Below are 21766 nucleotides of genomic sequence, written 5' to 3' on the forward strand. Positions count from 1 at the left end.
GTCCGTCAACGACGGAGCGGCGATCGCCACCGGGGTGATGGACCCGGAGCTGCGCTCCGCCATCGGCCGGATCGCCCGGGTACCCCAACTCCTGATCGCCTGCGACTACGACGGCACACTCGCGCCGATCGTGGAGGACCCGAGCACCGCCGTACCGCTGCCCGAGGCGGTGGCGGCGATCCGGGCGCTCGCCGCGCTGCCGCAGACGAATGTGGCAGTGGTCTCCGGCCGGGCGCTGCGGGATCTGGCCACGCTCTCCCGGCTGCCCAGCGAGGTGCACCTCGTCGGCAGCCACGGCTCCGAGTTCGACATCGGCTTCGTCGAGCGCCTCTCGCCCGAGTTGGTCGCCGTCCGCACCCAGGTGCGTAACGCGCTGCGCGAGATCGCCGCCGAGCACCCGGGCATCCGGCTGGAACGCAAGCCGGCAAGCGTCGCCGTACACACCCGGGGTGTCGACCCGCAGGTCGCCGCCGCGGCCATCGAGGCGGTCCGCAACGGTCCGGCCAGCTTCGACGGCGTCACTGTGACGCAGGGCAAGGAGGTCATCGAGCTGTCCGTGGTGGCCACCCACAAGGGCACCGCCGTCGACCAACTCCGGACCCAGCTCTCGGCCAGCGCGGTGCTCTTCATCGGCGACGACGTCACCGACGAGAACGCCTTCGGCAACCTGCACGGCCCGGACCTCGGCATCAAGATCGGCCCTGGCGAGACCAAGGCCGGCTTCCGGGTGGCCGAGCCCATCGAGGCCGCCCGCGCGCTCGGGCTGCTGCTGGAGACCCGTCGGCACTGGCTGTTCGGCGAGCGGGCGGTGCCCATCGAGCGGCACTCCATGCTGGCCAACGGTCGTACCGTCGCGTTGCTCACGCCGGAGGCGAAGGTCAGCTGGCTCTGCCACCCCAAGCCGGACTCGGCGGCGATCTTCGCCGACCTGGTCGGTGGCAGCCCGGCAGGCCACTTCAGCGTCGCCCCGGAGCGCGGGGGCATCCCGCTGGGCCAGCGCTACCGCTCCGGCACGATGACTGTCGAGACCCGGTGGTCCGGGCTCACCGTCACCGACTGGCTGGACAAGCCGGCCCGGGAGACCACCCCGGACGACAGCCCGGCGGTCATCACCGGCGACTCGACACTGGTCCGGGTGCTCACCGGCAGCGGCCGGGTGCGGCTGGAGTTCGCGCCCCGACCCGAGTTCGGTCAGGTCGCCGTGCAGATGCAGCCGCTCGGCGACGGCCTGCTGGTGCTCGGCTCCAACGAGCCGGTCGCCCTCTACTCCCCCGGGGTCCAGTGGCAGGTCAACAACGACGGCGGGTACGAGACCGCCAAGGCTGTCGTCGACCTCTCCGCCGCCGGTGGGCAGGTCGTGCTGGAGCTGCGCTTCGGCACGCACAGCCTGGAGCACCACCGGGTGCCGATCCACGAGCGGCAGGCCGCGGCCGAGCAGCCGTGGAAGGACTGGGTGGCCTCGCTGCGACTGCCGTCCACCTCCCGCGAGCTGGTGGCCCGCAGCGCGCTCACCCTGCGCGGGCTCTGCCACGAGGCCACCGGATCGATCCTGGCCGCCGCCACCACCTCGCTCCCCGAGGAGCTGGGCGGCGTCCGCAACTGGGACTACCGCTACTGCTGGCTGCGCGATGCCGCGCTGACCGCCCGCGCGCTCGTCGACCTCGGTTCCATCGAGGAGGCCGAGGCGTTCCTGCGGTGGGTCGACGGTTGCATCGAGCGCACCGGTGGCCACCCGGAACGGCTGCACCCGCTCTACACCATCGACGGCTACGAGCTGGGCGCCGAGGCGGTCATCGACACGCTGCCCGGGTACGCCGGCTCCCGGCCGGTCCGGGTCGGCAACCTCGCCAACCACCAGCTCCAGCTGGACGTGTTCGGCCCGATCGCCGACCTGATCGCGGCCGTCGCCGACGCGCGCGGCTCGGTTCGTGACGATGAGTGGCGGGTCCTGGAGAACATGGTCGAGGCGGTCCGCCGCCGTTGGCACGAGCCCGACCACGGCATCTGGGAGGCCCGGCTGCCACCCCGGCACCACGTCTTCTCCAAGGTGATGTGCTGGATGACAGTCGACCGGGCGCTGCACGTGATGCGCCAGCACGGCGGCGAGGACCGGTCCGAGTGGAGGGACCTGCGCGACCGGATCGGCGCCAACGTGCTGGAGCACGGCTGGCACTCCGACGTCGAGGCGTACAGCGTCGCGTACGGGGACGAGGACATGGACGCCTCGTCGCTCTGGATCGGGCTCTCCGGCCTGCTCCCCGGCGACGACCCGCGCTTCCTGTCCACGGTCCTGAAGATCGAGGCGGACCTGCGCAGCGGCCCGGTCGTCTACCGCTACCACTGGGACGACGGCCTGCCCGGCCGTGAGGGCGGCTTCCACATCTGCACGGCGTGGCTCATCGAGGCGTACCTGCGCACCGGACGCCGCACCGACGCCGAGGAGCTGTTCGCGCAGATGGTGCTCACCGCCGGCCCGACCGGGCTGCTCCCCGAGCAGTACGACCCGCTCGCCGAGCGCGGCCTGGGCAACCACCCGCAGGCGTACAGCCACCTGGGTCTGATCCGCTGTGCCCTGCTGCTGGACAACATGCTCAAGCAGTAGTCCCACCGCTCGTGATACGGGGCCGGAGGCGCTTGCGCCTCCGGCCCCGTCCGCGCGTTCGGCCCTGTTGTCCGGCTACCACGCCCTCGCCGGTGCTGATCCTGGCTCGGCGTGGCGCTGATCGACTCGGTTCCCTTGAATCTGGGGTGTCTGGTGGCTGAGATGCCCCGGTTTCCATGAGGCCGAGTCGATCACGCCCTGGCCCACTAACCCGCAAACCTGGTTGCTCACCCGTCGAGTGCCTCCACCACGTCGCCCACCACGACCACGGCCGGCGGTCGCACCTCCGCCGTGAGCACGTCCGCGGCCACCGCGTCGAGCGTGGACCGCAGCGTCCGTTGGGCACCCGTCGTGCCCTCCTGGACCACGGCGGCCGGCGTCTGCGGCGACTTTCCGTGCGCGATAAGCGTCTCGGCGATGGCTGCGAGGTTCTTCAGCCCCATCAGGATCACCAGGGTGCCGCGCAGGCCCGCCAGGGCGTCCCAGCGCACCAGCGAGGCCGGCGAGTCGGGTGCCACGTGCCCGGAGACCACTGTGAACTCGTGCGCCACCCCCCGGTGGGTGACCGGGATGCCGACCGCCGCCGGAGCGGCGATCGAGCTGGTGACCCCGGGGACCACGGTCACCGGCACACCCGCCTCGGCGCACGCCAGCAGCTCCTCGCCACCACGACCGAAGACGTACGGGTCGCCGCCCTTGAGCCGGACCACGAAGGCACCGGCCAGGGCACGGTCGACCAGGATCCGGTTGATCTCCTCCTGCGCCCGCGACGGGCCGTAGGGGATCTTCGAGGCGTCCACCAGCTCGACGTCGGCGCGCAGCTCGTCCAGGAGCAACCCGGGGACCAGTCGGTCGGCGACCACCACGTCGGCCTCGGTGAGCAGCCGCCAGCCCTTCACGGTGATCAGCTCCGGGTCTCCCGGGCCCGCCCCGACGAGCGCCACCCGCCCAGTGGTCGGGCCGGTCGTTGCCTGCGCGTCGGGCAAGCCCTGCGGCGGAGCGACGTCGTCCGCCACCAGGCGGGCCGCGAGCAGGTCACGGACGGCGTCGCGGACGGTCATCGCCCGCCGGGGGTCGCCCCCGCCGAACACGGCCACGGTGACCGGCCCCTGTCGGGTCACGGCCGGAGTCCAGGCCGTGGCGGCTGTCCGGTCGTCGGCCCGTACGCAGAAGATCCGCCGCTCGGCGGCGACGGCGCTCACCGCGGCCGCCGCCATCGGGTCGTCGATCGCCACCTGGACCAGCCACGCCCCGTCCAGGTCCTCCGGGGCGAACCGGCGCGGCACCCAGTGCAGCCGACCCGCGTCCACCCGGGCCCGCAGCGCCGGGGTCAACTCCGGCGACACCAGCAGGACGTCCGCGCCGGCGTCCAGCAGCGCCGGCACCCGGCGGGTGGCGACCGCGCCGCCGCCCACCACTACCACGCGCCGCCCGTCGAGCCGCAGGCCGAGAGGGTACGGGCTGGCACTCACGCCGCACCACCGGGCCGGGCCGCCCATTCGTTGGACACCGTCACTTCTCGGCCACCCCCGCGGAGTCGAAGGTGGCCACGTCGTGCAGCACACGGACGGCGCCGGTGACCACCGGCAACGCCAACAGGGCGCCGGTGCCCTCGCCGAGGCGCAGCCCCAGGTCGATGAGCGGATCGAGGCCGAGGTGACGCAGCGCCACCGTTGCGCCCGGCTCGGCCGAGCGGTGCCCCGCGACCATGGCCGCGACCGCGTCCGGTGCGAACGCCGCGGCGGCGAGCGCCGCGGACACGGCGATCACGCCGTCCAGCAGGACCGGCGTACGGCGGGCCGCGGCGCCCAGGATCAGCCCGGCCAGCGCGGCGTGCTCCAGGCCACCGACGGCGGCGAGCACGCCCAGCGGGTCGGCCGGATCGGGTGCGTGCCGGGCCAGCGCGGCCCGCACCAGGGCCACCTTGCGGGCGTACGTCGGGTCGTCGATCCCGGTGCCCCGGCCGGTGGAGTCGAGCGGGTCGGCGCCTGTGAACGCGGCGATCAGCGCGGCGGCCGGGGTGGTGTTGCCGATGCCCATGTCCCCGGTGAGCAGGATGCCGGCACCGGCGTCGATCAGCTCGTCGGCGATCCGGATGCCGGTCCGCACCGCCTCCAGGGCCTCGTCGCGGGTGAGCGCGGCGGTCACCGTGAGGTCGCGGGTGCCTGGGCGCACGGAGGCGGCGACCAGTCGGGGCGCGGACGGGTCGGCCGGATCGGAAACCTCGCCGACGGGCAGCGGGGTGGCCACTCCGACGTCGACCACGGTGACCGAGGCGCCGGCCTGCCGGGCGAACGCGTTGACGACCGCGCCGCCGGCCAGGAAGTTGCCGATCATCTGTGCGGTCACCTCCTGCGGCCACGGGCTGACGCCCTGGGCGTGCACTCCGTGGTCGCCCGCGAAGATCGCCACGGCGGCCGGTTCGGGGATCGGCGGTGGGCAGGCTCCGGCGAGCCCGGCGAGGCGTACCGACAGGTCCTCCAGCAGGCCCAGCGAGCCCGCCGGCTTGGTCAGCCGACCGTGCAGCTCGCGGGCAGCGGCCATCGCCGCCTCGTCCAGTGGCCGGATGGCAGCGATAGTGGTCTCCAGCATCATGCCTCCATGATCTCGCGCAGCACCTCGATGAACGCGTCGGTGGTGTGTCGGTCGCGTACCGCCACCCGCAGCCAGTCCGGGCCGAGCCCGGGGAAGGTGTCCCCCCGGCGTACCGCCCAACCCCGGTTGCGCAGGGCCTCCCGTACCCGGCTCGCGTCGGCCAGGTGCAGCAGGACGAACGAGCTGGCCGGGCGGCCCGCGACGCGTACACCGGGCAGGTCGGCCAGCCGCGCGACCAGGTGGTCGCGGTCGGCGGCGAGGTCGGCGGCGATCGCGCGTTCGGCCTCGACCGCGACTGGAGTGGCGCAGGCCGCGGCGGCGGCCAGCGCGGGCGTGGAGACGGCCCAGAGCGGCTGGACGGCGGCCAGGCGGGACAGCAGTTCCGGGGCGCCGAGCAGGTAGCCGATCCGCAGCCCGGCCAGGCCCCACGTCTTGGTGAGGCTGCGCAGGACGAGCAGGCCGGGCAGATCCCGCCGCTGCGCCAGCGACTCCGGCTCGCCGTTGTGCCCGGCGGCGGTGTCGGCGAACGCCTCGTCGACCACCAGCACCCGGCCGGGACGGGCGAGAGCGGCCACGGTCCGCGCGGGGTGCAGCACCGACGTGGGATTCGTCGGGTTGCCGATCATCACCAGGTCCGCGTCGACGGGCACCAGGGACGGGTCGAGCAGGAACCCGTCGGCCGGGTCCAGCAGCACCCGCTCGACCGGGTGCCCGGCGGCCCGTAGCGCCGCCTCCGGCTCGGTGAACTGCGGGTGCACCACCACGGGCCGGCGGACGCCGCGCAGGGCCTGAGCGATGAGCACGAAGCCCTCGGCGGCGCCTGCGGTGAGCAGTACCTCGTCCGGGTGACGTCGGTGCCGGGCGGCGACGGCGGCGCGGGCCGGCGCCGGGTCGGGGTAGCGGGCCAGGTCGGCGAGGGTGGCGGCGATCGGGGCGGCCAGCCAGGCCGGTGGCGGCGCCTGCCGGACGTTGACGGCGAGGTCGATCAGCCCGGCGGTCGCCTCCGCGTCGCCGTGGTGCGCGAGGTCCGGCTCGGCCACGGCGATCGGAGCCGGTGCGCTCGGTTGATCGGGCATGTCCGCGATCCTGCCGGGAAGGCGGCCGGCGGGACAGTCGATGTCGGCGTAAGCCATGTCACCACCTCGCGGGTTTATGAGTTCTTCTCATGCATGAATCGGAAATGTCATAACTTGACCACGTGAGCAACCGACCCCTTGCTGCCGCTGGTCGACTCGTTCCTCTACTCCGCGCCGGACTCATCGCCGGCATCGTGATCGCCGCCGCCGCGTACCCGCTGGTCGCCCTCACCGGGCTCGGCGCGAAGGCCACCGCGCACGCCGTGGAGCAGAAGACCAGACTGCTGACCACCGCCCTGCCCGCCGAGACCTCCTACCTCTACGCCCCGGACGGCAAGACCGTGCTGACCATGTTCTACGAGGAGTACCGGCAGTACACGAAGCTGTCGGACATGTCGCCGAACATCCAGCAGGCGATCGTCGCCGCCGAGGACTCCCGCTTCTACCAACACCACGGCGTCGACCCCAAGGGCGTGGCCCGTGCCTTCGTGTCCAACGCCCGCTCCGGCGGCTCCCAGGGCGCGTCGACGCTGACCATGCAGTACGTCCGGATGGCCCTGCGGGACAGCGCGACCACGCCCAAGGAGGTCCAGGAGGCCACCCAGCAGACAAGCATTCGCAAGGTCAAGGAGATGCGGATGGCGCTGGACCTGGAGAAGGAGATGAGCAAGGAACAGATCATGGAGCGGTACCTGAACTCCGCGTACTTCGGTCACCGGGCGTACGGCATCTACGCGGCCAGCGAGATCTTCTTCTCCAAGACACCGAAGGACCTCACCCCGGTCGAGGCGGCCACCCTCGCCGGGCTGGTCAAGTCCCCCTCCGAGTACGACCCGGCCGACTCCGACCAGAAGGAGGCCACCGGGCGACGCAACTACGTGCTGGACCGGATGAGCCAGCTCGGCTACCTCTCCCCCGACTCGGCGGCCGCGGCGAAGACCGAGCCGATCCGGCTGAAACTCACCACCCCGCCGAGCGACTGCGCCTCGATCATCGAGAAGTACAACAGCTGGGGCTTCGCCTGCGACTACCTGAAGAACTGGTGGAGTTCGCAACCCGCGTTCGGTACGAACCGGCTGGAGCGGATGGACAAGCTACGCCGGGGCGGCTACCGCATCGTGCTCAGCATCGACCCGAAGATCCAGGCCGCGGCGGAGAAGAACGTCGGCGCCAAGGAGGGCACCGGCAGCCCGTTCGCCAACGGGATCGTGGTCTCCGAACCGGGCACCGGGCGGGTGAAGGCGATGGCGGTGAACCGCAACTACTCCCTGGATCTGGCCGACAACCCACCCAGCTCCAACCCCGAGGCCGGCCCGAAGGTGAAGGCCAACTATCCGAACACGGTGGCACCGCTGCTCGGCGGCGGTGACCTACCGGGCTACCAGGCCGGGTCGACGTTCAAGATGTTCCCGATGCTGGCCGCACTGGACTCGGGGATGACGCTGTCCACCTCGTTCAACGCCCCGTACCGCTACAAGTCGAACGTCTACGACGGCTGGGCGCCCTCCAACGCCAGCGGCGCGATGACCGGCCAGCAGACCATGTGGTCCGGCTTCGGCAAGTCCGTCAACACGTACTTCGTGTGGCTGGAGGAGAAGGTGGGCGCGGACCGGGCGGTCCGGCTGGCCGAGCAGCTCGGGCTGCGCTGGCGCACCGACGTCGACAGGGATCAGGCGTCCCCGGGCAAGGCCAAGAAGTGGGGCGCGTTCACCCTGGGCGTCTCCGACGCCACGCCGCTGGAGATGGCGAACGCCTACGCCGCCGTCGCGGCCGACGGCCGCTACTGCGAGGCGATCCCCGTGCAGGCGATCATGAACCGGGACGGCACGCCGGCCACGTACGCCACTCCGGGCGGTCTGCACCGGGAGGTGGCCAAGCCGCGCTGCCGCCAGGTGGTCAGCGCCGATGCCGCCCGCGCGGCCACCGACGCCGCCCGCTGCCCGACCGGCGACCGGCCGGCACGCGGCGGCTGCGGCGGCTGGTCGACAGCCGACAGCGTCCGGGGTACGGTCGGCCGCCCGGTCGCCGGCAAGACAGGCACCACCGACAGCACCCGGTCCGCCTGGTTCGTCGGCTACACACCGGAGCTGGCCGCCGCGAGCTTCATCTCCGACCCGGACAATCCGTTCAACGCGGTCGGTGACGGGCAGTCCCAGATCCCGATCGCGGCGGTCGCCGAGACCCTGCGCGACGGCCTGAAGGGCACGCCCACCCGTGACTTCACGCCACCGTCGGACGCCATCGTGGGATGACGGCGCCGCTCAGCGCAGATCCGCCGCCACGAACGACCAGAGTTCGAGGTCGACCCGGCCACCGCCGACGAAACCGGCGTTGCGCAGCAGCCCCTCGTAGCTGAAGCCGGCCTTCTCGGCGACCCGGCGTGACGCCAGGTTTCCGGGAGCGACCCGCAGCTCGACCCGCTGGAAACCGTGCTCCAGGATCAGCGCGATGGCCGCCGCGTCCACCGCCTCGGCGGCCAGGCCGAAGCCCCGCGCGTGGGGTGCCATCGCGTAGGAGACCTCGGTGAGCCGGGCGCCCCAGTCGGTGCGCCGCGTCCAGAGGGAGCCGACCATCTGGTCGTCCTCCCGACGGACCACCGCGTAGTGGTCGCCCTCGCCGCTGTCGCGCCGCTGCCGGGCCAGATCCGTGCACCAGGCGTGGCCGTCGATCGGGCCCGAGTCGTCGGCCAGCGGCAGCCACCGCCGGGTCAGCTTGTCGGCGAAGATCTCCCCGGCCACGAGCGCGTCCGCCGCCGTGAGCCGACGCACCTCCGTACGCGGAGTGGAGACGGTCAACGCCGGAAACCGGCGGACCGCCAACTCACCGATCACGCGGGCACCACGGGAGGCTGCGCCGCCTCGGCCGCCGGCTCGCTGACCGCCGCCGCCACCACCCGGGCGGCGGTCGCCGCGTGCCCCGCCCAGTGCAGGGTGAGCTGCGAGGCGTGCACGTTGCGCCACACGAAACCCTCAGGCGTGCCGCCGTCCCAGCTCCACGCCGGCCGCTGACCGGCGCGCGGGGTGAGCACCGCCCGATGCTCCTTGTGCCCCACCACCACCGTGTCGCGCGCGGCGACCACGCTGTCGGTCTGGGCGGTCGCCTCCCGGTAGCCCACCACCAGGCCGTCGCGGCTCACACCCACCGCGTCCAGCACACCGCACATCGGCAACCCGTCCAGCTCCCGGGCCAGCCACAGCAGGCCGGCGCCCTCGGCGACCACAGGCCGGCCGGTGCGGGCCAGCTCGGCCACCGCGATGCAGAGCCGCCTGTTGGCCGACAACTGCTCGGCGTACGACTCGGGAAGCGCGCCCCCGACGACAAGCGCACGGGTGCCGACCGGCAGCGTCTCGTCGCGCAGCGGATCGACTGTGACCACCTCGGCGCCGGCGGCGGTCAGCAGCTCGGCGGTCTCCGGGTGGCTGAAGCTGCCACCGGGCCCACCGGCCAGCGCCACCAGCGGGCGCTGCGCCGGGACGACCAGCTCACCGAGCGCCTCCCCCGGCGACCAGGCCGCCGCCGGCAGTGGCGGAGCGGAACGGGCAAGCCCGAGCAGCCGCTCCAGGTCGACAGTGGCGGCGACGGCCTCGCCCAGCCGGCGCACCGCACGGACCGCGTCGGCCGAGGCGTCGACCACCGGCGCCACCCCGTGCCGGCGCGACGGCAGCACGGCCGGCAGGTCCTGGCGACGCAGCGCGCCGTAGACCGGCACGCCCACGTCGTCAAGCGCCTCGCGCAGCATCGCCTCGTGCCGCGACGACGCCACCCGGTTGAGGATCACCCCACCGAGCCACAACTGCTCGTCGTACGACCGGAAACCGTGCACGAGGGCGGCCACCGACTGCCCCATCGCGGCCACGTCGACCACAAGCACCACGGGGCTACGCAGCGCGGCGGCCGCGGCGGCCGTGGACTCCTGCTCCGGGCGGCCACCGACCGAGTCGTACAGGCCCATGCTGCCCTGCACCACGGCGAGCGCGGCCCCCGCGGCGCCGTGTGCGACGAGCGGGGCGAGCCTGTCGACGCCTACCAGCCGCGGATCGATCACCCGACCGGGCCGGCCGGCGGCGAGACCGAGGTACGCGGCGTCGACGTGGTCCGGGCCGAGCTTGAACCCGGCGACGTCGACACCCCGCTCGGCCAGGGCGGCGAGCAGCCCGATCGCCAGCGCGTTCTTTCCGTGCCCGGAGGACGGGGCGCTGAGCACCAGGCGCGGCACGACTGTCATCAGCGACTCCTCGCGGGCGGCGGCGGGTACGCGACGACCGGCTGGGGGCCGAGCCGTCCGCGTGACGATACCCGCCCGCCCCGACGGGCGAGCACCGCCGACCCACGCCAACCGGCACCGCCTGGCCCGGTCGAGGTCAGTGGCCCCGGTCATACGGGTAGCCTCGGTGCCGTGTACCGGTTCCTGCTGAGCCCACGCTGGTTGGGCGCCCTCGCGCTGACCCTGGTCGCCTCCGCCGTCATGGTGTGGCTGGGCAACTGGCAGCTGGACCGCTATCGAGGTCGTACCGAGATCAACGAGCGGATCGACGCGGGCGAGCGGATGTCCCCGGCCCCGCTTACCGACGCGTTCCGCGCGCCCACCGGCGGCCCCGGGACCGCCGGCCCGGCCCCCGCGAAGGACAGGGTCTGGACCCGGATCACCGCCACCGGCAGGTACGACACGTCGAACACCGTCCTGGTCCGTGGTCGGACTGTCGACAGCCGGGTCGGCTTCGAGGTGCTCACGCCGCTGGTGCTCGCCGACGGCAGCGCGCTGCTGGTGGACCGGGGCTGGATCCCGCCCGCGCCGGGCGGGGCGACCGCCCAGCCGTCGGTGCCCACCCCGCCGGGCGGCGACGTGACTGTCAGCGGCCGGGTGCACGAGACCGAGAGCGGCGCCGGCACGGTGGACCGCCGCGACGGCCGGCTGGAGACGCGGCGGATCGCCGTACCGCGCCTGGCCCGCGAGCTGCCCTATCCGGTCTACGGGGGCTACCTGCTGCTGGACGAGCAGACCCCGGCCGCCGACGCGGTGTTCAAGGCCGTGCCGGTCGGGCACACAAACAACTGGCAGAACTTCGGCTACGTCGTGCAGTGGTGGCTGTTCGCCGCGATGGCGCTCTTCGGCTACGGCTGGGTGGCCCGCCGCGAGGCACGCCGGGCGGCCGGCCTGGACAACCCGACGGCCCCGCTGGACCGGGCGGCCGAGCCGACGGCGAACGCGTCCGCCTGACTCGGCCCGCTCAGCCGCTCTGCCGACCGGCGTGGATGGCGCGGACCGCGTCGATGGTGTCCGCCTCGGCGGCGGACTTGTCGTCGCGGTAGCGCACCACGCGGGCGAACCGCAGCGCCATCCCGCCCGGATAGCGGGTGCTCGTCTGCACCCCGTCGAAGGCGATCTCCACCACCTGCTCGGGCCGGACCCGGACCACCCAGTCGCCGCGCTCCACGGCCAGGCCGAGGAAACGCTCGGTCTGCCACCGCAGCAGCTCGTCGGTGAGCCCCTTGAACGTCTTGCCGAGCATCACGAAGTCGCCGGTGCGCGGGTCGCGGGCGCCCAGATGCAGGTTGGACAGCCAGCCCTTGCGCCGGCCGCTGCCCCACTCGACGGCGAGCACCACCAGGTCGAGGGTGTGCCGTGGTTTGACCTTGACCCAGGCGGCGCCGCGCCGGCCGGCGTCGTAGGGGGCGTCCGGCGCCTTGACCACCACGCCCTCCTGGCCGGCGTCGAGCGCGGCGGCGAACGCCGCGCCGGCCTGCTCAGGGCCGTCGACCTCCATCCGCCCGACCAGCAGCGACGAATCGACAGCGCCGGCCAGGGCGGTCCACCGCTCCCGGCCGGGCAGATCGATCAGATCCTGGCCGTCGAGGTGCAGCAGGTCGAAGAAGTACGGAGTGAGCACCGTCGCGCCCGTGGTGGCGGCGGCCGCGAGCACCGCCGGGGCGACAGGTGTGCGACCGGTGGTGCTCGGTGTGGTGCGTCGGGCGGCTCGGCTGGACGTCTGCTGGAACGGCAGCGGGCGGCCGGTCTCGTCCAGGCCGATCGCCTCGCCGTCGAGCACCAGCTCCCGCCCGGGCAGGGCGCGAACCGCCGCGACCACCTCCGGCACCCGGCTGGTGATCTCGTCGAGGCTGCGGGTGAACACGGCGATGTCGGCGCCGGAGCGGTGCACCTGGATGCGGATGCCGTCGAGCTTCACGTCGACCACCGCCGGCGTGCCGGTCGCGGCGAGCGCCTCGTCGACCGAGGGGGCGCTCTGCGCGAGCATCGGCGCCAGCGGTCGGCCGACCTGTAAACCGAAGCCGGCCAGCTCGGCGGCCCCTCCGGTCAGCGCGGCCACCGCCACGGCGCGCAGGTCACCGGCGAGCAGCAGGGCCCGACGGACGGTCGCCACCGGCACCTCGGCGGCCCGGGCCACGGCGTCGGCGAGCAACCCGGCCTGGGCGCCCTGCCGCAGCTCGCCACCGAACAGGCCGGTGAGCAGTCGTTGCTCGTCGGCGGTCGCCGCCGCGTAGAGGGCGCCGAGCAGAGCCCGGCGGCGGGCCTGCGACCCGGCGCCCGCCACGGCGGCGATCTGCTCGATGGCCGCGTCGACGGCGGCCACGGTAAGCGTCGGCTCGGCGGCCGGTGGCGGCAGATCGCGCAGACTCGCGTAGCCCACGCCGGTCTGCCGCTGGCGCAGCTCACCGGCGAGATAGCCGGCGCCGGGCTCCACCTCGGCCGGGTCGAGCCGGCGCAGCGCGTCGGCGAGCAGCTCCACCTTGGCCCGCCGGCCACTGGTGGCGCCCACGGCGGCGGAGGTGGCCGCCAGGTCGATGAACCGCACGAAGCCCATCCTGCCAGCCACCTCCGACACCGCCCGGGCATTGCCGTGCCCGGGCGGTGTCGGCGCGGTGCCGCAGCCCACGAGGGGGCGGCGGGAATCAGGCGGAGACGGGCTCCTCGATGCGCAGCCCTCGGGCGCGGACCTCGCCGGCGACCCGGGAGAGCACCGAGTCGAGGGCGACCAGGGCGGCGGACAGCTCACCGAGCTGGTCGTTGAGCGTGTCCTCGGACCACGCGGAGACGTCGACGTCCCCCAGTGCGCTGACGGCGGCCCCCAACCGGGCCATCACCTCGTTCGTACTCATGTACGAAAGGCTATAACAACCCGTCCGGCGACACGCCGAAAACCCCTGATCAGGGTCGAAAGATGTCTAGATCCCCGCCTCGGCCACCTTGCCCAGCAACAGCGCCTCGGCGAGGCAGACCTTGGCGAACTCGCCGAGGTGCAGACTCTCGTTCGGGCCGTGCGCGCGGGCGTGCGGGTCCTCCACACCTGTCACCAGAATCGCCGCGTCCGGGAACATCTCCTGGAAGGTGGCGATGAACGGGATCGAACCACCGATGCCCACGTCCACCGGGTCCGTGCCGTCCCAGGCCGCACGGAACGCCGAACGGGCGGCGTCGAACATCGGCCCGGACGCGTCGATCACGCACGGGTTGCCGTCGTGCTCCAGGCTGACTGTCACCTGCGCGCCCCACGGCGCGTGCTTCTCCAGGTGCGCGCGCACCGCCGCGTACGCCCGCTTGGGGTCGTCGCCCGGGGCGAGACGGATGCTGAGCTTCGCCTTCGCGGCCGGCACCAGGGCGTTCGGGGCCTCGGCGGTGGGCGGCGCGTCGATGCCGAGCACCGACACCGCGGGCTTGGTCCAGAGCCGGTCGGTGATCCGGCCGGTGCCGATGAACTGGACGCCCTCGGCCAGCCCGGCCTCGGCGCGGACCCGGTCCTCCGGGTAGTCGACGGTGGCCCCCTCGCGAGCGACAAGCCCGTCCACCGCCACGGAACCGGCGTCGTCGTGCAGGGTCGCCAGCAGGCGGACCAGCGCGGTCAGCGCGTCCGGCGCGGCACCGCCGAACATGCCGCTGTGCACCGCGTGGTCCAGCGTGCGCACCTCGACGAAACAGTTGACGACGCCGCGCAGCGAGGTGGTCAACGCCGGTACGCCGATGTCCCAGTTGCCGGAGTCGGCGATCACGATCACGTCCGAGGTGATCTCGTCGCGGTGTTCGATCAGCAGTCGCTCAAGCGAGTCGGAGCCGTACTCCTCCTCGCCCTCGATGAAGAGCACCACACCGACCGGCAGCGCGTCCCCGTACGCCCGCAGCGCCGCGACGTGCGCCATGATGCCTGCCTTGTCGTCGGCCGCGCCCCGGGCGTACAGGCGGCCGTCGCGCTCCACCGGCTCGAACGGGTCGGACTCCCACAGCGACCGGTCGCCGACCGGCTGCACGTCGTGGTGGGCGTAGAGCAGCACGGTGGGCGCGCCGGGCGGGGCGGCCCGACGGCCGATCACCGCGGGCTGCCCGCCGGAGCGCACGATGTCGACGTCCAGGCCGCAGCCGCGCAGCAGCTCGGCCACCGCCTCGGCGGAACGCTCCACGTGTGAGTGGTCGAAGCCCTCGAAGGCGATGCCGGGGATGCGGACGAGACGTTCCAGGTCGGCGCGTACGCCGGGCATCTCCCGCTCGACGGCGGCCCGCACCTCGGACTCGGACATGATCGGTGAGGTCATGACCGGCATCGTATGCCGGCCTTACCCAGGCGTGCTGGCCGAGCCCGTAGGGTCACCGCCGCCCGCCGGGCCGGAGCCTGCCCGTGCGCCCGGCGCGGCCCGGCCGGCACGGTGCGCGCGAGCGGCGGCGTCGGTGGCGGCATCCATCCAGGAGCGGGCCCGCCCGGCCGTGCCGCCCACCCACTCGCCGACGTCGCTCGCGCCGTCGCCGAGGCGGCGCAGCAACCCGACCAGCGGATCGGTGGAGCTGCTGAACTCCTCCCGGTACGACTCGGCGGCAGCCTTGATCTCCTCGGAGACGCTTGTCGAGGCGTCGTCGTCGCGGCGCGGATAGTCCCCGGCCAGCACCCGCCCGTACGCCCCGGAGTCGATCCACTGCCGCAGCTGGGCGGCCCGCGCCACAGGCGTCGGGTGCGTGCTCCACGCCGTCATCCGGATCTTGTGGAGGCTGTCGCGCAGGTCGCCGCCACCGGCGTACTCGGCGGCCTGCTCCAGGAAGGCGGTCGTGTCGACCTGCGACAGGTCACCGCCGCCCGCGAGCTTCATCAGCAGCCGCAGCGCGGCCGCCGGGTCCTGCCCGGCGAGCAGGCCGGCCCGGTCGGCGGACAGCTCCGCCTTGCGCCACCACTCGAGCATCGCCGCGATGATCGCCCGCAGCGCGAACGCCCCCACCGGCAACCAGCTCAGGTTGGCCGCCCACCGGGTGAGGATCGTGAGCATCGTCTTGTAGACGGCGTGCCCGCTGCCCACGTGCCCCAACTCGTGGCCGAGCAGGCAGCGCAGCTCGTCCTCGTCCAGCTGCTGCACACACGCGGAGTTCAGCACGATGAACGGCCGTTCCAGGCCGACGGCCTCGGCGCCCAACCACGGCGACTGCGTCACGTACAGCTCGGGCAGCTCCGCCACGTCGAGCGCCGCCGCGGCCTCGGTGTAGCGCTGCCACACCGCCGGATACTGCCGGTGGTCGACGCGGATGCCGGACGCCAGCACGGACAGCCGGAAACCCCGCTCGTTCCACATGCCGAAGAACGCCCGCACCACGTCGTCGAAACCACGCAGCTCCCGCAACGCGACCAGGGCGCCCCGGTCGGCCGGATGCTCCCAGGCCCGCGAGCTGATGCCGGTGAGGGTGATGCGGCGCCGAGCTGGCGCGTCCGCTGCCGTCATGATTGGTCCCCGTTCGCCGTGACTCCTCGCATCGTGCCGCAGCGGATGACAGGCGTCCATGCCCCGGTCAGCGGATCCGCACGTAGTACCGAGAGACGTCGAGCGACATCGTCGGCGCGCCGTCGACCACCAGGTCGACCCGCCCCGCGGTGTCGTCGGCGGCGAAGTGTGCCCGCTCCCCCGCATGCCAGCGGCGCAGCTCGGGCAGGATCCCCGGCCCGTCCCGCTCGACCGCCCGGGCCAGCCGCAGCGGCGCGGGCGCGGTGACGAAGACGGCGAGGGTCAGCTCCGGCCGGACGACGGCACGGGCCGCGCTGACCCCCTCCACGATCAGCACCGACGTCACCGGCACGGACACCGGGCGGGGCAGGAAGCACCGCCGAACCCAGCTGTAGCGCCGATAGGCCCCCGGCTGTTGTCGGCGCAGCGGGGCCAGCACCTCGCCGTCCAGCCGGGACCAGAACGTGAGCTGGTCGTCCCAACCGTCGAGCAGGTCGTCGGTGTGCACCACCGGCGGGCGACCACCGGGCAGCGCCGCCAGGGCGTCCGCGAGGTGCGCGGCGAACCGGCTCTTGCCCGCGCCGCTCGGCCCGTCGACAGCGACCAGCCGGGTCCGCCCCAACCGCGCCGGGCCCGCGAGCACCCGACGTGCCAACTGGGCGTACGCCTCGACGACCACCACCGGCGGCACCTGCGCGCCGGATCGCCCGGTCGGCCCGCCGACGTCCATCCCCACGCCCCCGCCCTCGTGTCCGCCCTCGTGTCCGCCCGAATTCACGCCCTCGTTCCCGCCCTGGCCCACGACCTCGCCCCGCCCTGGCCCCGCCCTGGCCCAAGCCCTCGCCCTCGGTCTCGTCCCCGCCCTGGCCCAAGCCTCGTCCCCGCCCTGGCCCAAGCCTCGTCCCCGCCCTGGCCCAAGCCTCGTCCCCGCCCTGCCCACGGCCGTGTTCCTCGGTGCGCCCGTGCTGTTGGGCCTGCGCCGTTGCCGGGCCCTCGCGGGCGGCCAGCCCTCTGGCCACGAGCCGGTACACGACCGCAGTATGCCCCGGCCCCCGCCTCCGGGGCGGGAGTCCACTACCGTGATCAACTCAGGTTCCCCGATACCGGGGTGTCCCGTCGACCAGGACACCCCGACTTCAGGAAACCCGAGTTGATCACGGCGTTTTCGGCGGAATGACACGTCCGGGCCGACGCCCCGGGCCGGTCATTCTCACGTCCGGGGGATTTGGGGCGGTGACGGGTGACGGGCGGCCCGTTCGGCGCGCGGGCCGATACCCGAGTCGGCATGATCGGGTGGTGCTCCGAGACGTGATGAGCCCCGGCATTGACGCCCTCCTCGAACAGGCCCGCGCCGGGCTGCACCGATTGACTCCACAGCAGACCGTCGAGGCGGTCCGCGGTGGCGCTCTGCTGGTCGACACCCGTACCGACACACAGCGCCGCGAACAGGGCGACCTGCCCGGGGCGGTCGTCATCGACCGCACGGTGCTGGAATGGCGGCTCGATCCGGCCAGCGCCTGGCGCATCCCGGAGGCCACCGCCTACGACCGGGAGATCGTGGTGGTGTGCCGCCAGGGCTACAGCTCCAGCCTGGCCGCCGCCAGCCTGCAGACCCTCGGCCTGCGGCGGGCCACCGACATGATCGGCGGCGTCGACGCGTGGCTGGCGGCCGGCCTGCCCACCACGGACCGCCCCGCCGACATCCGCCCCTGAACTCCGGCCCTGAACTGCCCTGCTCGGCTCATGGGTTGTGCCTTCCCGACCGCTGGGCGGTCTCAGCCGCGCAGCCAGTGACATCCCGCGGATCGTGTGCGATCTCGTGGCCCCGGTCAGGCTCAGGTCGGCGCGGCCCCGGTCAGGCTCAGGTCGGCGGGGCGCCGGGTGGGATGAAGGGGAGCCCGGGGGGTGCGCCGCTCTCGATGAGACGCCAGAGGGCATCGGTGTCCAGGTGCTCCTCGACGAGGTCGCCGAGCAGGTCCAGCGAGCCTTCCCGGGCGGCGGCGAAGCTTGTGGTCGGCGCGACCCGGAACCCGGTGCGCCCCGCCAGCCGGGCCGCCTCGGTGAGGAACCAGCGGCGGAACCCGTCGGACTCGAACGCCCCGTGCCAGTGCGTGCCGTGCACCGCGCCGAGCACCGCGCCCTCACCGCTGCCGTCGGCCCCGGTCAGCAGCGGGGTCAGGGCCGGGTCGGTCTGCGAGACGTACCCGTGGTGGATCTCGTAGCCGCGGACCGCCACGTCGCCGGGGCCGGTGCCGACCGACTGCCGGACGGTCTTGCGGGGATCGAAGGTGATCTCGATGGGCAGCAGGCCGAGCCCTGGAACGCTGCCCTGTCGGCTCTCGACCGGGTCGTGGATGGCCCGGCCGAGCATCTGGAAGCCGCCGCAGAGGCCGAGCAGCGGCTTGCCGGCCGCCGCGTGGGCGAGGACCGCGTCGGCGAGGCCGGTGTCGCGCAGCCAGGCGAGGTCCGCGACTGTCGACTTCGAGCCGGGCAGGACGATCAGGTCGGCGGCGGCCAGTTCGGCCGGTTCGGCGGTGAGGCGTACGCGCACGCCCGGCTCGGTCGCCAGTGCCTCCACGTCGGTGGCGTTGCTGATGCGGGGTAGCCGGACGACGGCCACGTCCAACCAGTCGGCGCCGTGCGGGGCGGCGGGACGGCCGAGCACCCGGCCGTAGGCGAGCGAGTCCTCCGCGTCGAGCCAGAGGTCGAGCGACCAGGGCAGCACCCCGTACGTGGGACGACCGGTAACGTGCCGCAACATGTCCAGCCCCGGCTGGAGCAGACCGAGGTCGCCGCGGAACTTGTTGATCACGAAGCCGGCGATGAGCGCCTGGTCGGCCGGGTCGAGCAGAGCCACCGTGCCGAACATCGAGGCGAAGACGCCACCCCGGTCGATGTCGCCGACCACGATGGCAGGCAGATTGGCGTGCCGCGCGAGCCCCATGTTCACGTAGTCCCCGGCCCGCAGGTTGATCTCCGCCGGGCTCCCGGCGCCCTCACAGATCACCACGTCGTACGCCGACCGCAACTCGGCCAGTGCCCCGTACGCCGTCTCGGCGAGCCGGGGCCGCAACTGCCGGAAGGCGCCGGCGGTGATCGTGTCGACTGCAGTACCGAGGAGAACCACCTGGCTGGCGAGGTCACTGCCGGGCTTGAGCAGCACCGGGTTGAAGCGCAGGTCCGGGGCGAGCCCGCAGGCGGCGGCCTGCATGGCCTGGGCGCGGCCGATCTCGCCGCCGCGCCCGTCCGGCCCGACCACGACTGCCGAGTTGTTCGACATGTTCTGCGCCTTGAACGGCGCCACCTTCACGCCCTGGCGGTGCAGCCATCGGCAGATGCCGGCGGTGAGCACGCTCTTGCCGGCGTCGGAGGTGGTGCCGGCGACCAGCAGCCCGCCGCTCACCGCCCGCTCCCCGGCCCCGCCGCGCCACGAGCCAGGCCACGCCCCGACCCGGCCCCGCCGGAGAGCAGGCCGCCTCCCCGCCCAGCCATCCGCAAGCCACCCCCGGCCTTGGCCCTGCCGGGCAGCAGGCCGCTGACAGACCCGGCCCCGCCGAGCAGCGGGCCGCTGGCAGACCCGGCCCCGCCGGACAGCGGGCCGCTCCCGGGCCGGGGGCCGACGGCCCGCAGGCTGCGGCGGGCGACGGCGCCGGCCAGGCGGCCCACGGTCACCGGGTACGCAGCCGCCAGGCCGAGTGCGGCCAGCCCGACAGCGCCGGAGATGCGGGCCGCCCGCTTGAGGTGTCGCGCCTCGGGACGGGGGCCGTCGCCCAGGAACGGGCGGACCTCGGAGCGCCCGAAGTACATGTTGCGGCCACCGAGGCGGACGCCGAGCGCGCCTGCCATCGCCGCTTCGCACTGGCCGGCGTTGGGGCTCGGGTGATCGTTGCGATCCCGTCGCCACACCCGCCAGGCCCGCTCCCGGTCGCCGTTCGCGACCGGCGCGACGGCGATGGTGAGGAGCCCGGTCAGCCGGGACGGCACCAGGTTGAGCAGGTCGTCCAGCCGGGCGGCCGGGGTGCCGAACCGCGCGTAGCGCTCCGATCGGTGCCCGACCATGGCGTCGAGGGTGTTGGCGGCGCGGTAACCCAGCAGCCCGGGCAGGCCGGCGACCGCACCCCAGAGCAGCGGCGCGACCACCGCGTCGGAGGTGTTCTCCGCGACCGACTCGACTGTCGCCCGGGCCAACTCCGACTCGTCGAGCGTCGACGGGTCGCGCCCGCAGAGGTTGCCGAGCCGCCGTCGGGCGGCGGGCAGGTCACCGTCACGCAGCGTTCGACCCATGACGGCGGCCTCGCGTCGGAGCGTACGACCGCCCAGCACGGTCCAGGTGCCGGCGGCGACGAGCACCACGCGGGTCACCGGCCGGTGCCGGGTGGCCGCTGCGGCGACTGCCCCGAGCACCACGGGCCCACCGACGGCAAGCGCCGTGAACACCGCGCCGGCCTTCCGGTCCGGCCGGTGCAGGCGGCGCTCCAGAGCGCCCGCCACCTGGCCGAACCCGGCGACCGGATGCCACCGTTGAGGGTCGCCGAACAGCCTGTCCAGCGCGTAACCGGCCACCAGGCCCACCGCGTTCGCCACCGGCGCTGTCCGTCGCATGCGTACCACCCCCCGGCCGGCCAGCCTAGACGAGCACCAGGTGCGCCGGCCGTGACCACCGTGCTCCATCGACTCCACCTCCGCCAGCCTCCGTCACGCGGGGTGACGACGCCTGTCACGTCGCCACCCCGCCCCCGTCGTGCCGCCGGCGCACACAGTCGTCGGCACCAACCTCGGGCGACAAACCACAGCCCGACCGTCACCGGCCCCAGGCAGCCAGGGCTCTGGCCCTACCCCGTCGACAGCCGAGCCGCCGCCGACCGGGCCGAACTGTCAGGCCGGCTGCGGAACCCGCCCTCGCCCTCGCCGGCCCCGACCGGGCGGCGGAACCTCCGGCCGACCCTCGTCGGGCACCGGCCCCAACTCGTCGTCGGGCTCGTCCTCCGGGTCGACGTCGTCCGCGCTCACCGCGAGGGCAAGCTCGTCGTCGACTGCCGCACGCCCGTCCCCGCCGCCAACGGAGAAGCCGTCGTCGAGGTCACCGCCATCGAGGGAGATGTCGTCGAGCGGGCCGTGGCCCAGCGGGCTGGTACGCGGCAAGCCGTACTCGGGCAGCTCGAAATCGTCGTCGAGCGGGCGGTCGTCCAGCAGCACCGGCGCCTGCTCGTCGGGCACCGGGTCGGTCGGTTCGCCGTGTACGCGGCTCTCGGCGGCCCCGTCCTCGACGATGCTCGTGGTCGTGGTCGGCCGGTTGCGCAGGAAGCGGGCCCGCCCCCGGGAAAGGTCGTGGCCGACGGCGACCGCCTCCAGCTCGTAGAGGGTGCGGTGGTTGCCGGCGTCGTCGGTCCAGTCGCGGGTGTAGAGCCGACCGCAGACCACCACCGGGTCGCCGACCATCACCGAGGCGGCCACGCCCTCGGCGAGCTTGCGCCAGCAGTTGACGCGGACGCGCAGCGAGTTGCCGTCGACCCACCGGCCCGTCTCGCGGTCGAGCCGGCGGGCGGTGGAGGCGACCTTGAAGTTGGCCACCAGCGTGTTGCTCTGGGTCGTACGCCGCCACTCGGGCGTCGTGAGAATGTTTCCGACAATCGTGACGTACGTGTCGAACATCGTCCCTCCAGGGATCCGGGGTCTGCCAGCGCGAGTCGACTCGACATCGAGCATCGACACCGGGTGCGACCACCGCCAGCGGCCATCTCCGACCTGTGGATGACGAGGCCACCTGTGGACAACGCCCTGATCA

Annotated in this window: 16 protein-coding genes and 1 pseudogene; 4 read left to right on the forward strand and 13 right to left on the reverse strand. The window is 73.7% G+C overall.

What is annotated here, in order from left to right; all coding sequences use genetic code 11:
- Window positions 1–37 precede the first annotated feature (37 nt).
- Entirely contained in the window at window positions 38–2602 is a 2565-nt protein-coding gene (gene otsB, locus ACLQ26_RS31865) for a trehalose-phosphatase (protein WP_425748109.1), read from the forward strand.
- Between the two features lie 227 nt (window positions 2603–2829).
- Here otsB and cobA read toward each other — a convergent pair whose 3' ends face one another.
- Genes cobA through cobC form a run of 3 tightly spaced genes read right to left on the reverse strand, consistent with a single transcriptional unit; the run spans window position 2830 to window position 6273 of the window.
- Window positions 2830–4074: a uroporphyrinogen-III C-methyltransferase gene (gene cobA, locus ACLQ26_RS31870; protein WP_425748065.1), complete on the reverse strand. Its 1245-nt coding sequence runs from the start codon at window positions 4072–4074 to the stop codon at window positions 2830–2832.
- Window positions 4075–4114: 40 nt separating this feature from the next.
- Window positions 4115–5194 (reverse strand): nicotinate-nucleotide--dimethylbenzimidazole phosphoribosyltransferase, encoded by a 1080-nt coding sequence (cobT, locus tag ACLQ26_RS31875; RefSeq protein ID WP_425748066.1) that lies wholly within the window; start codon window positions 5192–5194, stop codon window positions 4115–4117.
- The gene (cobC, locus tag ACLQ26_RS31880; RefSeq protein ID WP_425748067.1) at window positions 5194–6273 is read right to left on the reverse strand and encodes an Rv2231c family pyridoxal phosphate-dependent protein CobC; all 1080 of its coding nucleotides are present in this window, start codon (window positions 6271–6273) and stop codon (window positions 5194–5196) included. Before cobC ends, cobT begins: the two co-directional genes overlap by 1 nt.
- A 122-nt stretch (window positions 6274–6395) precedes the next feature.
- On the opposite strand from cobC, the gene ACLQ26_RS31885 reads away from it, so the two are divergent.
- Window positions 6396–8525, forward strand: coding sequence for a transglycosylase domain-containing protein (locus tag ACLQ26_RS31885; RefSeq protein ID WP_425748068.1), 2130 nt, complete (start codon window positions 6396–6398; stop codon window positions 8523–8525).
- A gap of 9 nt (window positions 8526–8534) precedes the next feature.
- Here the strand turns inward: ACLQ26_RS31885 and ACLQ26_RS31890 are convergent, their stop codons facing one another.
- A complete protein-coding gene (locus tag ACLQ26_RS31890) occupies window positions 8535–9104 on the reverse strand; it encodes a GNAT family N-acetyltransferase (protein WP_363679631.1) in 570 nt (189 codons plus the stop codon).
- A complete protein-coding gene (locus tag ACLQ26_RS31895; RefSeq protein WP_425748069.1) occupies window positions 9101–10498 on the reverse strand; it encodes a cobyrinate a,c-diamide synthase in 1398 nt (465 codons plus the stop codon). Before ACLQ26_RS31895 ends, ACLQ26_RS31890 begins: the two co-directional genes overlap by 4 nt.
- A gap of 171 nt (window positions 10499–10669) precedes the next feature.
- Between ACLQ26_RS31895 and ACLQ26_RS31900 the strand changes: the two genes are divergently transcribed.
- Window positions 10670–11491 carry an SURF1 family protein gene (locus ACLQ26_RS31900; RefSeq protein WP_425748071.1) on the forward strand — a complete coding sequence of 274 codons (822 nt, stop codon included), beginning with the start codon at window positions 10670–10672 and terminating at the stop codon, window positions 11489–11491.
- 10 nt (window positions 11492–11501) lie between these two features.
- On the opposite strand, the gene ACLQ26_RS31905 is transcribed toward ACLQ26_RS31900, so the two are convergent.
- From ACLQ26_RS31905 to ACLQ26_RS31925, 5 genes are all read right to left on the reverse strand, one after another.
- Window positions 11502–13094, reverse strand: a complete 1593-nt coding sequence (locus tag ACLQ26_RS31905; RefSeq protein WP_425748111.1) for an ATP-dependent DNA ligase — start codon at window positions 13092–13094, stop codon at window positions 11502–11504.
- Between the two features lie 88 nt (window positions 13095–13182).
- A complete protein-coding gene (locus ACLQ26_RS31910; protein ID WP_007464240.1) occupies window positions 13183–13389 on the reverse strand; it encodes a hypothetical protein in 207 nt (68 codons plus the stop codon).
- 66 nt (window positions 13390–13455) lie between these two features.
- Window positions 13456–14799: a dipeptidase gene (locus ACLQ26_RS31915; RefSeq protein ID WP_425748112.1), complete on the reverse strand. Its 1344-nt coding sequence runs from the start codon at window positions 14797–14799 to the stop codon at window positions 13456–13458.
- A 36-nt stretch (window positions 14800–14835) separates the two neighbouring features.
- On the reverse strand, window positions 14836–15981 hold the full coding sequence (locus ACLQ26_RS31920; protein WP_425748072.1) for a M48 family metallopeptidase: 1146 nt from the start codon (window positions 15979–15981) through the stop codon (window positions 14836–14838).
- 67 nt (window positions 15982–16048) lie between these two features.
- A complete protein-coding gene (locus ACLQ26_RS31925; protein ID WP_425748113.1) occupies window positions 16049–16711 on the reverse strand; it encodes a uridine kinase family protein in 663 nt (220 codons plus the stop codon).
- Between the two features lie 581 nt (window positions 16712–17292).
- Between ACLQ26_RS31925 and ACLQ26_RS31930 the strand changes: the two genes are divergently transcribed.
- Window positions 17293–17694, forward strand: a complete 402-nt coding sequence (locus ACLQ26_RS31930) for a rhodanese-like domain-containing protein (protein WP_039908933.1) — start codon at window positions 17293–17295, stop codon at window positions 17692–17694.
- Between the two features lie 148 nt (window positions 17695–17842).
- Here ACLQ26_RS31930 and ACLQ26_RS31935 read toward each other — a convergent pair whose 3' ends face one another.
- The 3 genes and pseudogenes from ACLQ26_RS31935 to ACLQ26_RS31945 all read right to left on the reverse strand — a co-directional run bounded on the left by ACLQ26_RS31935 (window position 17843) and on the right by ACLQ26_RS31945 (window position 21633).
- Window positions 17843–19384, reverse strand: a complete 1542-nt coding sequence (locus ACLQ26_RS31935) for a cobyric acid synthase (protein ID WP_425748073.1) — start codon at window positions 19382–19384, stop codon at window positions 17843–17845.
- 206 nt (window positions 19385–19590) lie between these two features.
- Window positions 19591–20583: pseudogene (locus tag ACLQ26_RS31940) on the reverse strand (cobalamin biosynthesis protein); the annotation flags it as partial.
- Between the two features lie 273 nt (window positions 20584–20856).
- Window positions 20857–21633: a single-stranded DNA-binding protein gene (locus tag ACLQ26_RS31945; RefSeq protein WP_425748074.1), complete on the reverse strand. Its 777-nt coding sequence runs from the start codon at window positions 21631–21633 to the stop codon at window positions 20857–20859.
- Window positions 21634–21766 lie beyond the last annotated feature (133 nt).

Source organism: Micromonospora sp. DT43, from assembly GCF_049841645.1.
Taxonomy (GTDB): Bacteria; Actinomycetota; Actinomycetes; order Mycobacteriales; family Micromonosporaceae; genus Micromonospora.

Excerpts from the sequence above, each read along its gene's own strand:
- otsB (WP_425748109.1), top strand. The coding sequence starts at position 38 with ATGGACCCGGAGCTGCGCTCCGCCATCGGCCGGATCGCCCGGGTACCC.
- ACLQ26_RS31910 (WP_007464240.1), bottom strand. The coding sequence starts at position 13,389 with ATGAGTACGAACGAGGTGATGGCCCGGTTGGGGGCCGCCGTCAGCGCA.
- ACLQ26_RS31905 (WP_425748111.1), bottom strand. The coding sequence starts at position 13,094 with ATGGGCTTCGTGCGGTTCATCGACCTGGCGGCCACCTCCGCCGCCGTG.
- ACLQ26_RS31945 (WP_425748074.1), bottom strand. The coding sequence starts at position 21,633 with ATGTTCGACACGTACGTCACGATTGTCGGAAACATTCTCACGACGCCC.
- ACLQ26_RS31920 (WP_425748072.1), bottom strand. The coding sequence starts at position 15,981 with ATGACGGCAGCGGACGCGCCAGCTCGGCGCCGCATCACCCTCACCGGC.
- cobT (WP_425748066.1), bottom strand. The coding sequence starts at position 5,194 with ATGCTGGAGACCACTATCGCTGCCATCCGGCCACTGGACGAGGCGGCG.
- ACLQ26_RS31895 (WP_425748069.1), bottom strand. The coding sequence starts at position 10,498 with ATGACAGTCGTGCCGCGCCTGGTGCTCAGCGCCCCGTCCTCCGGGCAC.
- ACLQ26_RS31925 (WP_425748113.1), bottom strand. The coding sequence starts at position 16,711 with ATGGACGTCGGCGGGCCGACCGGGCGATCCGGCGCGCAGGTGCCGCCG.
- cobC (WP_425748067.1), bottom strand. The coding sequence starts at position 6,273 with ATGCCCGATCAACCGAGCGCACCGGCTCCGATCGCCGTGGCCGAGCCG.
- ACLQ26_RS31915 (WP_425748112.1), bottom strand. The coding sequence starts at position 14,799 with ATGTCCGAGTCCGAGGTGCGGGCCGCCGTCGAGCGGGAGATGCCCGGC.
- ACLQ26_RS31930 (WP_039908933.1), top strand. The coding sequence starts at position 17,293 with ATGAGCCCCGGCATTGACGCCCTCCTCGAACAGGCCCGCGCCGGGCTG.